The organism is Romboutsia timonensis, assembly GCF_900106845.1.
Lineage (GTDB): Bacteria > Bacillota > Clostridia > Peptostreptococcales > Peptostreptococcaceae > Romboutsia > Romboutsia timonensis.
The window spans coordinates 293,719-306,856 of sequence record NZ_LT629849.1 but is presented as its reverse complement, the minus strand read 5'-3'; the positions used below and the strand labels follow the sequence as shown (position 1 = coordinate 306,856).

General features: G+C 27.9%; 11 protein-coding genes and 1 tRNA gene. 1 reads left to right on the top strand and 11 read right to left on the bottom strand.

Annotated elements, in window-relative coordinates; all coding sequences use genetic code 11:
* Positions 1–444 precede the first annotated feature (444 nt).
* The 10 genes from BN7997_RS02585 to BN7997_RS02540 form a co-directional block, all read right to left on the bottom strand.
* The gene (locus tag BN7997_RS02585) at positions 445–1,275 is read right to left on the bottom strand and encodes an energy-coupling factor transporter transmembrane component T family protein (protein ID WP_071119321.1); all 831 of its coding nucleotides are present in this window, start codon (positions 1,273–1,275) and stop codon (positions 445–447) included.
* 2 nt (positions 1,276–1,277) lie between these two features.
* Positions 1,278–2,978 (bottom strand): ABC transporter ATP-binding protein, encoded by a 1,701-nt coding sequence (locus BN7997_RS02580; protein WP_071119320.1) that lies wholly within the window; start codon positions 2,976–2,978, stop codon positions 1,278–1,280.
* A 16-nt stretch (positions 2,979–2,994) separates the two neighbouring features.
* Positions 2,995–3,555 (bottom strand): ECF-type riboflavin transporter substrate-binding protein, encoded by a 561-nt coding sequence (locus BN7997_RS02575; RefSeq protein ID WP_071119319.1) that lies wholly within the window; start codon positions 3,553–3,555, stop codon positions 2,995–2,997.
* Positions 3,556–3,705: 150 nt separating this feature from the next.
* The gene (locus tag BN7997_RS02570) at positions 3,706–5,670 is read right to left on the bottom strand and encodes a YgiQ family radical SAM protein (RefSeq protein ID WP_143023149.1); all 1,965 of its coding nucleotides are present in this window, start codon (positions 5,668–5,670) and stop codon (positions 3,706–3,708) included.
* A 394-nt stretch (positions 5,671–6,064) separates the two neighbouring features.
* Entirely contained in the window at positions 6,065–6,778 is a 714-nt protein-coding gene (locus BN7997_RS02565; protein ID WP_071119317.1) for a phosphatase, read from the bottom strand.
* 65 nt (positions 6,779–6,843) lie between these two features.
* Positions 6,844–8,109 carry a 30S ribosomal protein S1 gene (locus BN7997_RS02560; protein ID WP_071119316.1) on the bottom strand — a complete coding sequence of 422 codons (1,266 nt, stop codon included), beginning with the start codon at positions 8,107–8,109 and terminating at the stop codon, positions 6,844–6,846.
* 88 nt (positions 8,110–8,197) lie between these two features.
* On the bottom strand, positions 8,198–8,893 hold the full coding sequence (gene sfsA, locus BN7997_RS02555; RefSeq protein ID WP_071119315.1) for a DNA/RNA nuclease SfsA: 696 nt from the start codon (positions 8,891–8,893) through the stop codon (positions 8,198–8,200).
* A gap of 121 nt (positions 8,894–9,014) precedes the next feature.
* Positions 9,015–10,415, bottom strand: a complete 1,401-nt coding sequence (locus tag BN7997_RS02550; RefSeq protein WP_071119314.1) for an MATE family efflux transporter — start codon at positions 10,413–10,415, stop codon at positions 9,015–9,017.
* Between the two features lie 98 nt (positions 10,416–10,513).
* Positions 10,514–10,954 carry a YaiI/YqxD family protein gene (locus BN7997_RS02545; protein ID WP_071119313.1) on the bottom strand — a complete coding sequence of 147 codons (441 nt, stop codon included), beginning with the start codon at positions 10,952–10,954 and terminating at the stop codon, positions 10,514–10,516.
* Positions 10,955–11,023: 69 nt separating this feature from the next.
* Positions 11,024–11,097: transfer RNA gene (locus tag BN7997_RS02540), tRNA-Cys, on the bottom strand.
* A gap of 200 nt (positions 11,098–11,297) precedes the next feature.
* Between BN7997_RS02540 and BN7997_RS02535 the strand changes: the two genes are divergently transcribed.
* Positions 11,298–11,942, top strand: coding sequence for a Crp/Fnr family transcriptional regulator (locus BN7997_RS02535; RefSeq protein ID WP_071119312.1), 645 nt, complete (start codon positions 11,298–11,300; stop codon positions 11,940–11,942).
* 19 nt (positions 11,943–11,961) lie between these two features.
* Here the strand turns inward: BN7997_RS02535 and dinB are convergent, their stop codons facing one another.
* Positions 11,962–13,068 carry a DNA polymerase IV gene (gene dinB, locus BN7997_RS02530; RefSeq protein ID WP_071119311.1) on the bottom strand — a complete coding sequence of 369 codons (1,107 nt, stop codon included), beginning with the start codon at positions 13,066–13,068 and terminating at the stop codon, positions 11,962–11,964.
* Between the last annotated feature and the right edge of the window lie 70 nt (positions 13,069–13,138).

The window sequence follows — 13,138 nt, the reverse complement described above, 5'->3', positions numbered from 1 at the left end:
TATTAGAGTTAAATCATTTTTCTATTATTATATTTTAAATCTATCTCCTTATAATTATATTAACACTTTGTCTTATTCCTTTCCTTAAAATCCGAAAATATATTTTTTATATTCATCATAAAATTTTATTAATTCATAATATTTATATTCAAGTGATACTACTATAGTATTTTCTATAATTGTATAATCTATTAATATATCTCCTTAAAATATATAAATAAAAAATTCGCTTCGCTCATTTCGCCAACGATATATCCTTGCTACCGCTACGGATACATCCGTTGCTTGAGCCACTGCGTGGGCGAAGCATTTCAAAATGTCATTTTTTACGTTTATAAAGTTATTGATATTACTTATATTCATAGATTATCCTCAAATATACTTATGATATCATTTCCTTATACGTAAAAAAGAATGAGGCATTAAACCTCATTCTTTTATTATCTATATAAATGGATTATAAAATCTTGATCCATTTACTTTAACCATTGCTATAGATATAGCTACTATCATTAGCAGTATAACTATAGATATATAATCTATTTTTCCAAATTTTCTACTATTATACCAAGTACGCTGTTTATTGTTTCCAAAAGCTCTAAGCTCCATTGCTAAGCTAATTTTATCTATTCTTTCTAAACTAGAAAATATTAGCGGCATAAGTATTGCAGCAGAATTTTTTATTCTCTTTGATAATTTTTCTTTACTTGATAAATCTATACCTCTTGCTTGTTGAGCAAATGATATATCTTTATAATCTCTTTGAACATCTGGTATATATCTAAGTGCAATTGATACTGTATATGCTACTTTATAACTTACACCTATCTTATTTAAAGATGCTGCAAATTCACTAGGGTCTGTTGTAAGTATAAATAAAAGGGCCATCGGTATTGTTGCAAAGTATTTTAATATTACATTTAGTTCATAAAATAATTGCTCTTTTGTAACTGTGTAAGGACCTATCAAATGGAATAAGTCTGTTCTACTCCCGTATATCTCTACTCCTTGATATGGTGAGAACACAAATATCAATAATGCATTTAATAATAAGAAAAATAATATAAAATAAAGTATAAAAGATACATCTTCAAACTTTATTTTAGATATTTTAAAGACTATTATTCCTGCTATAAATAATCCTATTAAAACTCTTGTATCATATGTTATCATAGCTGCTATTGTCCAAAGTAAAAAACATATTAACTTTGTAGCACCTGTTAACTTGTGAATAGGCGAGTCTTTCTTTATATATGACAACATTTCTGTATTCATATTTATCTCACTCTCCTATCATAATCTATAAATTTATTTACAAACTTAGTTGTATCTTCTATACCACATTTTAAAGCTAATTGATGAAGTGAAGTTTCTTTTAAATTAGCTTTTTCTATAATCTCTTTATTCGTTAGTATATACGCTGGAATATTATCAGCTATTTTTTCTCCTTCAGATAAAACTATAACCTTATTTGTATATTCTAGCATTAAATGCATATCATGAGTAACCATTAATATAGTCACACCTTTTTTGTTTAAATCTACTAAAAACTCCATTATTTCAGTATAATGCTTAAAATCTTGTCCTGCTGTAGGCTCATCAAGTATTATCATATCCGGATTTAAAACTAATATAGAAGCTATTGTTACTCTTTTCTTTTGACCAAAACTAAGTGCTGATATCGGCCAATTTCTATATCCGTATAAGCCACATATTCTTAATGTTTCATATACTCTTTCTTTTATTTCAGAATCAGATAAACCTCTTATCTTAAGACCAAATGCAACTTCATCATATACCATAGTTTTAGATATCATTTGGTTAGGATTTTGCATAACAAATCCAATTTTTTCTGAACGCTCTTTTATAGTATAATCTACCATATCTTTTCCATCAAATAATATTCTTCCACTAGTAGGTTTATAAAATCCACAAACTAACTTAGATATAGTAGATTTTCCCGCACCATTTCTTCCTACTATAGCTGCCATATCCCCTTTATTTATTTTGAAGGATACATTTTTTAATATTTGCTTTTCGTTATTATATGAAAAGTTAATATTATCTAATTCTAATATTGGATTTTGATTTTTATCACTTTCATAGACTTCTATATTTTCATACCAGTCTTTTAATTTTTCTTTATACTCCCCAAGTTCTAGAGTTTCTATATTCTTTAATTTTAATGTATCATTTATTTCACAATCAGCATATCTTAAAGCTGTTAAATATAAAGGCTCTCTAATACCCACTTTTCTTAAAATGTCCTTACGTATTATTTCATCTATAGTAGTATCAGCTATTATTTCTCCTTTATCCATTACTATTACTCTATCTACATCACAATGTAGTACATCTTCTAATCTATGTTCTATAATGATTGCCGTTTTGTTATTTTGCTTTTGCATCTTGTCTATTAACTCTATAGCACTTTCACCTGTAGCTGGATCTAAACTAGCTAAAGGTTCATCAAATAAAAGTATCTTTACATTGTCTACAGTAACCCCTGCTAAAGTTACTCTTTGTTTTTGTCCACCAGATAATTTATATGGTGATGAATATAATTCCTTCTTTATATCCACCAATTCTGCTGACTTATCTACTCTATCTATCATTTCATCTTGACTTATGCAGTAGTTTTCTAATTTAAATGCTATATCTTCTCCAACTGTAAGACCTATAAATTGGCTATCTGGATCTTGAAGAACTGTTCCCACTATCTTAGATAATTCAAATATGTTCATTTTTGTAGCATCATTACCATTTATATTTAACTGCCCCGTTACAATTCCATCATAGAAAAATGGTACAAGTCCATTTATACAATGAGCTAAAGTACTTTTTCCTGATCCAGACGGACCTACTATAAGCACTTTTTCACCTTCATATATACTTAAGTTTATATTCTTTACTGTAGGCTCAGCTTGTACTCTATATTGAAAGCTAAAATCTTTAAATTCTATAATCTTTTTTTTCATGATTTCTCCTTTCTTCCTATTCTTCTACTCTTAAGCTACCCGTTTTTATCTTAGTTTTAGAGTAAGTTGATAATAATAAAGTACCTAATATTCCTATTGTAATCATATTAGAAATACCGCCTATAGCACCTTGAAGATAAACCTTTTTAGCAGGATCCATATATATTACTATATCTAAAGTAGGTGCTACAATAAACCAAGCAACTACATTTGCTATAATTTGAGTGATATTAAATAAAATTGCCTGTTTAATTCCGAAGTCTCCATCATTTACTCTTACTTTTTTCCATACTAATCCGATAATAAGACCTACTATTGCTGATGATATTACCCAACTGAACCATGGCATTCCATAAAATACTAAATCCTTAAGTCCATGTCCTATAAGTCCTATCAAAAATCCTGCTGCAGGACCATATAATATTGCCATTAATGCTAAATACGCATACGATGTTTCTATATTAGTATTAGGTATCCCACTCGGTATAGATCCAAATCTTCCTAGTATCATGAATACAGCTGCTCCAATTCCGATTGCAACTATAGTTCTTATTGAAAATTTGTTTTTATTTTTCATTCTTATACCTCTCTATTTTAGATGTATATTTCTACATTTTTTTAAATTTAACACAAATTTTAGTATACTGTGAAACGCGAAAATTGTCAATAAAAGCAAGCTATACAATAAAAGGATATGAGGTTTACTCATATCCTTTTATTATTTATATTATCTTCTTTTTCTTTTCGGTTTACTCGTATTTTTAGAGTTTCTTTCATTAGTATTTTTACCTTTTGAAGAACCACCTTTTGAGTTGTTTCTTTGTTTATGGTTTTTATTATCAGTCTTTTTATTTCCTTTTTTATTCGAATTAGCTCTGTTTAAATAACCTCTTGCTTCTCTTGGCTTTATTAAACATCTTGGAGCCATACCTATTAAATCTTCTCTACCTGCTTCAACTAATGCTTGATGAACTAATTCATAGTTTCTCGGAGCACTATACTGTAATAATGCTCTTTGCATTGCCTTTTCATGTTTTGATTTTGGCACGTATACAGGCTTCATAGTTAATGGATCAAGCCCTGTATAGAACATTGTAGTAGATAGTGTACCTGGTGTTGGATAAAAATCTTGAACTTGTTCTGGTTGATATTTTATATCTCTTAAATATTCAGCAAGTTCTATTGCACTGTTAAGTGTAGAACCTGGATGAGAAGACATTAAGTAAGGTATAATATATTGCTTTTTACCTACTTTTTCAGTAATATCAAAGAACTTTTGTCTGAATCTATCATATGTGTTTCCTGCTGGTTTTTGCATATATTGTAAAACTTCTTCTGCAATATGTTCTGGTGCAACTTTTAGCTGACCACTAACATGGTGTTCAATTAATTCTCTCATGAACTTATTGTCTTTATCTGCCATAACATAGTCATATCTTATTCCTGAACGCACAAATACTTTCTTAACTTTAGGTAAACTTCTTACTTTTCTAAGAAGCTGTACAAAGTCAGTATGATCAACATTTAAGTTTTTACATGGTTCCGGATGAAGACATTGTCTATGTTTACATGCACCTTTAGTTATTTGTTTTTTACATGCTTCATGTCTAAAGTTTGCAGTAGGGCCTCCAACATCATGTATATATCCTTTAAAGTCTGGAAGTTCTGTTATATATTTAGCTTCTTCTAGTATAGATTCATGACTTCTACTTTGTACAGCTCTACCTTGATGGAATGTTATTGCACAGAATGAGCAACTACCAAAGCATCCTCTAGAACTTACTATACCAAATTTAACTTCTTCTATAGCAGGTATTCCTCCCATAGCTTTATATATAGGATGATAATCCTTAGCATATGGTAATGCATATACAGCATCTAACTCTTCTCTATTTAATGGTGTCTCTGGTTTATTTTGAACTAAATACTTATCACCATGTTTTTGTATTATAGCTTTTCCTCTATATGGATCTTGTTCATCATATTGAATTTTAAAAGCTTTTGCATAAGCTTCTTTGCTTTCACATATTTCTTTATATGATGGTATTTCTACATAATCATCATATATTTCTTCTTTAGTATCAGCAACGTAGCAAGTTCCATTTATATGTCTTATATATTTAGGTTCAAATCCATCATTTAATGCATTTGCAACTTCTACTATTTGTTTTTCACTCATTCCGTAAACTAGTAAGTCTGCTCCACTATCTATTAATATAGATTTTCTAACTCTATCGCTCCAATAATCATAATGAGCAAATCTTCTTAAACTAGCTTCAATACCACCTATTACTATATTTGCATCTTTATAGGCTTCTCTTATTTTATTACAGTAAACTATAACAGCTCTATCCGGTCTACATCCCATTTTTCCGCCTGGCGAATACATATCTTTATCTCTATGTTTTTTACTTACTGAGTAATGGTTTACCATAGAGTCCATATTTCCTGAGTTTACTAAGAATCCAAGTCTTGGTCTTCCTAACTTCATAAAATCGTCTGTAGTTTTCCAATCAGGTTGCGCTATTATACCTACTTTATATCCAGCATTTTCTAATACTCTAGATATTATTGCAGTTCCAAAACTGTGATGGTCAACATATGCATCTCCTGTAACTAGTACAAAATCAAGTTGCTCCCATCCTCTATCTATCATATCTTGCTTGCATATTGGTAAAAATTTATTTTCCATTATATCACCTGCTTATTTTATACTTTTATTGTATATATCCATTATTTTGTCTTATAAACTATAATTATATCATTAAAAGTCAATTCTTTTAATGGTAATTTAATAAATATTATAGCAATAATTAGAAAATTTCACTTCACATAAACTAATAGAATTTTTATATAAACCTATATCTAAATTTTAAACCTCTTGCTTCTTCTACATTATTAACAGAAATAAATCTCTCTATATCAATCATTTTGGTTAAATACTTTAATATAACAAAATTTACTTATCTTAAAATATATTATATTATTTTGTTAATATAATTATAAAAAACCTCCATCATTACATTTGATTATCTTTTAATCACTGTAATAATGGAGATTTTTTATCAGCAGATATAAATTATTTTTTATTTTATATTTAAAAATTCTAATATTTTATTTTCATCATAATTTATAACTAATTCCTTAGGAAAACCATTATCTTCTATTATTTTTTCTGCATATTCAAAGTTACCTACATCATAACATATATGTGCATCACTACCCATTATTATATTAACCCCATACTCTTTACAATATTTAAGTAGTACTTTAACATTATCCCAAGCACCTTCTCTAAAAGTATTTGGCTTTAAAGATGAATTATTAACTTCAAAAGCAATATTTTTTTCTTTAGCTGCTTTTACTACCTTTTCATAGTCCACTGGGTATCTACTATCATCTAAATGAGCTACTATTTTAACTTTTTCATGGTCCATAGCCTTGATTACAGCATTTGTATTTTCTTCTTTAGTTCCTGCTGTAATACAAGGTGGATGTAAACTAACTAACATATAATTCATATGAACTACCATATCAGGCGTTACATCTATATTGCCATCATAATCTAATATATTTGCTTCAATTCCTTGAATAACTCTTACTCCGTCAATTTCCTTAGGTATAACATGAACATTTTGAAAATAATAAGCATGAGGAGATGCTGGCATATTAGGAGCATGTTCAGATAAACCTATATATTTAAGACCCGCTAACTTTGCAGCTTCTACATTCTCTTTAATAGTGCTATATGCATGCCCACTAACAAGTGTATGCGTGTGTAAATCAATTAAAGCTTTCATATAACTGTCCTTTCTCTATAAATTAAGTACAAGATACATATTAAACATACCTTGTACTTATTATATTATTTTTGTAAATTTTTAAACTTATCTTTAAATAATTCTCCTAAACTACCTAAAGAATCTTCTGTTTCTAAGTATTCAGAATAATCTTCTTCAGGCTCTCTATTAGCTTCTTTTATAGATAAAACCATTCTTCTATTCTTAGGCTTAAACTCTATTACCATTGCATTAACTGTGTCACCTATATTAACTACACTGCTAACTTTTATAACTCTTTCTTCACTTAATTCAGATATAGGTAAGAATGCATCTACACCTTCTCTTATTTTAACTATTGCACCTTTTTCTATTATTCTAACAACTTCTCCACTTACTATATCGTCTAACTGAACATCTTGCTTTATTAGTTCCCAAGGATCATTGTTTATATCTTTTAAAGCCAATGCAAACTTTTTATTTTCTTTATCTATATCAAGTACATAAACTTGAACTTCTTGTCCTTCTGATAACATATCTTCTACAGATTCAACTTTTTCCCAAGATAAGTTATTTAAGTGAAGTAATCCTTCTATACCTCCGATATCAACAAAAGCTCCATAAGGCATTAATTTTGTAACCTTACCTTCTCTTTTTTGACCAACTTCTAAAGAATTAAATAATTCTTCTTTTTCTGCCTTTACCTTTGCTATATGAGCTTCCTTTTCAGCTTTTATTCTAGCTCTTTCAGCCTCTTTTTCAGCTTTTATTCTAGCTCTTCTTTCTTCTCTTTCTTTATCTAAACGTTCTTGTAATACTTCTCTATGTGTTGCAACTATTCTATTTTTCTTTGCATCTAATTCTTTTATGTATACTTCTAAATTTTTACCTACGTAATCATCTGTCTTCTCAACAAATTTAGTATCTAATTGAGATATAGGTATGAATAAAGTTTGTGTGTTGTGCTTAGCAAAAACTCCTCTTTCTATAGCTTTTTCTACTTGAACAGTTAATATTCTATGCTCATTAAAAACTTTTTCTAAATCTGAGTAATCAGCTTTTTCATCTAATTGTAATTTTGATAAGTTTATTATTCCATCTTTTTGGTAAACTCTAGTTATAACAGCAGTTATTTCATCCCCTACTTTATATACATCACTAGCATATTTTCCTTTAGGTAAGTTTAATTCTTCATTTTTTATTACTCCATCAAATCCGTAGTTTAATTCTACAACTACTTCATCGTTAGTTATTTTAGATATTTTACCTGTTATAGTTTGACCAGCTTTAACTTGATTAAATTCTTGTTCTTGCTGTTCTAATAATTCTTGCATAGTTAAATTATTCGTCATAATTTATTAGTCCTTTCTTATTAATTCTTTTATGAATATTATACCATTATTATTTTATATTTTTTAACCTTTATCAAAATATTTTCAATTATAATATCACTTTAACTTCATCTTTAATCTCTATAGTATCACTAGTTACAATACAATCATATGCTAATATGTTAACACCATTACTTTTAGCATTTCTAAGTGCATCCCCTAACTCTTTGTGCATTTTATCATTAGGTGTAAAGTATTTAACATCACTCATTTGCACTACAAAAATTATATATGATAAATATCCATCTTTTGAGGCTTTAATTAACTCATTAATATGTTTTACGCCTCTTTCAGTTTTTGCATCAGGAAACATAACTATATCATTTTCTTCTAGAGTAACACCCTTTACTTCTATAAAAACTTTCTTATTCTCCGTTTCTAGGTATATATCAAATCTAGAATTTTCATATGTTTTTTCTGGTTTTATATGTATAATTTCCTCATCAAGTCCTGGCAATACTATCTTATTATTTATTAACCCTTCATATACAACTTTATTTGGTACTTGCGAATCCATATTAATCAATCTGTCATTCTTTTGAACAGATATTAAAGAGTACTTTGTCTTTCTATTTGGATTATCACTTTCTTCTAGATACACTACGCAATTAGGTATTAATAACTCTTTACATTTTCCAGTGTTTTTAACATGTACTTTTTCTATATTATTATCTATTTCGCAATAAGATATAAATCTATTTGGTCTTTCTAAAAATTTTCCTTTAACAATATTTTTATATTTCATTTCCTTCTCCTTATAAAAATTCACTGATTTTCAGCTATGTCTTATAAAAACACATCCTAATCTCCTTATACGTAAAAAACTCTTATGTATATTATATATCCATAAGAGTTTTTTCATTAACCTAATTTATACTTGGTTTTTCATTTTCAAAAAATTTATTTTCATTTTTATCCATTACATTTAGTGTTTTCTTATAAAATACTGTAAAGCATATAGACGTAATTAATACTGCTGTAACATCTGCAACTGGTTCAGCTAAAAGTACTGCAAATAATTTCTCTTCCATTATAATAGGTAATATAAATATTAGTGGTACTAATAATATTATTTTTCTAAGTAATGCTAAAAATAAAGATATTTTTGCTTGACCTAGTGCCAAGAAGGTACTTTGACATGCCGCTTGTATTCCAAAAATAAAAATTCCTGCAAAATAAATTTTTATTGACCATGACGTTATTTCTAGTAATGATGGATCATTATTAAATATCTTTACTACCATTTCAGGTGCTATCATCAATATTAAACACATAAAAAATGTATATGATAAAGTTGCAAGTACTGTATATTTAAATGTCTTTTTTACTCTATCTATATTTTTTGCCCCATAATTATAACTAATTATTGGCTGTGCACCTTGAGTTAATCCATTAGCTGGAAGTAATATTATTTGCATTATACTACTCATTATAGTCATAGCTCCTACAGCTAAATCTCCACCATATTTTTGTAGTTGACTATTTAAGGAAACTAAAACTAAACTTTCAGTACTTTGCATTATAAAAGGAGCTATTCCTAATGCAAAAACTGGTTTCATAGTTTTTATATCTATTTTCAAATATTTTTTTCTTAGCTTAAGTATTGTTTTTTTACCTGTTAAAAATCTTAATACCCATATGGCTGATACAGCTTGAGCTACTATAGTTGCAACAGCAGCACCTTTAACTCCCATATTAAGTCCAAATATAAGTATAGGATCAAGAATTATATTTATTATTGCTCCTATAGTAACAGTCATCATTCCTATTTTTGCAAATCCTTGTGTATTTACAAATGGATTCATTCCTAGTGCTATTTGCACAAATACAGTTCCTATAAGATATATACCTAAATAATCCGTAGCATATTTTATAGTACTTTCACTAGCTCCAAACTTCCATAATATAGGTTCCTTAAAAATCATAAATATAACAGTTAATATACCTGCTATAATCAATAATACAGAGAAACTATTAGTCATTATTTTTTCTGCTTCATTATTATCTTTTTCTCCCATCTTTATTGCTGCAAGTGGAGCTCCCCCCATTCCAACAAATGCAGCAAATGCAGACACTAGTAGTACTATTGGAAATGCTACTCCAATCCCTGCCATTGCAACATCACCATTTTGCATTCGTCCTATAAATATTCTATCAACTATATTATATAAAACATTTACTAATTGAGCTATTATTGACGGTGTTGCTAACTTTAGTAGAAGCCTTCCTATACTTTCTTTCCCTAAGTCTGTAGTCGAATTTGACATAATCTCACTTCCTCTTTTCTATCTATTATGTTTTATACCTTCAATATAATCTATATTAAATTTTAAATTATACAGTACTTTAATTTAGTCTATCTATTTTAATATATTAGCTTCTCAATTAGAGATATAAGATTCTTTTCAAATTTAATATCATCATCTTTAGTTCTTTTTTTCGGACCTTTTGTTCTTTGCCCAGAATTTCTTATTTTTTTAGACAAGTGTCTTGTAAATAATAATTGGTCTATATCTTCATTAGAATATATCATGCCATTTTGATTTATTGGATAGCCACCTTTAGATAAAACCATCGCTGCAAGTCCATAGTCCTGAGTTACAACGATATCACCTTTACTAACTTTATTAACTAATGCAAAATCAACCGAATCAGAGCCTTTTGATAATACTACTGTATCTACACCTACTTTATTAATTATATGAGATGTATCACACATTATTATAGTATTAATATTATATTTACGACCTAAATTAACTGTTATATCTACTACTGGGCAACCATCTGCATCTATTAAGATTTTCATATAATCTCCTTTTATATAATTTTATTACAATATAAAAAAGCTTTAATCCTAAGATTAAAGCTACTTTACTGGAGGCGACATCCAGATTCGAACTGGAGATCAAGGAGTTGCAGTCCACTGCCTTACCACTTGGCTATGTCGCCATATCATTTATACTATTATTGTATATTTAGTACCCTATTTTTGCAATAACTTTTTTACTAAAGTTTATCTATCTAATCTTTATATTGTCCAATATTACTCTTATTTATAATATATTTCTAAATTTTATGATATAATATTTTAATAATTTTTAATCTATAATATAAAAAATAGATTTTTAAATAGAAAGTTGGGTGTATATATGTTTAAAGATAAAGATAGAAAAGAAATACTCGAATTATTTAAAGGATATAATTATCAATTAATTAACTTTAATAAAAATGATATCATAGCATTAGAATATGAACCTTGCAATAAAATTGGTTTAATTATTTCTGGAACTATTGATATCAAACGAATGTTAGCTAGTAATAATGCACTACACTTATCTTCTCTTACCTCTGGAAATTTATTTGGGGAAGTAATAGCTTTTTCTGATATAAATGTATATCCAGCAACAGTCATATCAACTACATCAAGTGAAATTTTATTTATAAATAAAGCCGATTTTATAAAATTTTGTACTGATAATACTAACTTTCTTAATTCCTTTTTAAATGACTTAACTAATAAAATAATTACTCTTAATAAGTCTATAACAACATTATCATTAACTAGTATACGTCAAAAAATTAGTAACTTTTTACTTAATGAATATAAAGTACAAGGAAGTGTATTTATAAAACTTAATATGACTAAACAAAAACTTTCTGAAATCTTAGGTGTTCCTAGGCCATCACTATCTAGAGAGCTTATAAATATGAAGGATTTAGGTATAATTGACTACTCTAGAGATTTTATAAAAATATTAAATAAAGAAGAGTTAGAAAACTTACTAACTCAATAAAACCACAAAGTAATAATTATTACTTTGTGGTTTCTTTTATATTATCAAGATATTCAGATATAGTTATGTTTTTAAACTCTTCTTCGGTTTCAGATAAATTTGATACTGTAACTCCTAAAAGTCTTATTTTGCCTTTATTCTTTTCAAGATTCTTAACCAAATTATAAACACTAGTTCTAATATCTACTGCTTTATAAATAGGATGTTCTAAGCTAAAGCTTCTAGTTATCTTAGTAAAATCATCATATTTTACTTTTAAGGTTATTGTTTTTCCAACTTTATTTGAATATTGCAATCTATTAGATACATCTTCACAAATTTCACTAAGTATATCTAAAACTTCTTCATCATCTATATCTAAGTTACTACTTAATGTAGTTTCAGATCCTACCGATTTTCTTTCTCTATAAGGTTCAACTTCCCTATCATCAATACCTCTAGCTAACTGATAAAACATATATCCTCTATTTTTAAATATACTTTCTAACTTGTCGATACTTAACTGCCTTAAATCATATCCATTATTTACTCCTAAGTTACGAAGCTTTCGTTCTGTAACCTTACCTATTCCATGAAATTTATTTATAGGCAACATATCTAAAAATTGTTGCTTCTCTTCAGGAGTTATTACCTTCAATCCATTTGGTTTATTATAGTCTGATGCTATTTTAGCTAAAAATTTATTATATGAAACTCCTGCCGATGATGTTAATCCTGTTTCTCTTAATATATCATTCTTTATCATTTTAGCAACTTGAGTTGCATATTTTATTCCTTTTTTATTGTTAGTAACATCTAGGTATGCTTCATCTAAAGATAATGGTTCAACTAAATCTGTATATCTATAAAAAATATCTCTTATTTGTTTTGATACTTTATGATATACATCAAATCTTGGCCATATAAAATGTGCATAAGGGCATCTCTTATATGCAACATTAGATGGCATAGCAGAATGAATTCCATACTTTCTAGCTTCATATGAACATGTCGCTACCACTCCTCTACTATGAGGATCGCCTCCAACTATTACAGGTTTACCCTTAAGGTTTTTATTGTCTCTTTGTTCTATAGATGCATAAAAAGCATCCATATCTATATGAATTATCTTTCGGATTTCTTCCATATGCATCATCCCTTCATAAAATAAATAAGCTTATTTTTAACATTTTTTAATTTTCTCTTGCAAAATATAG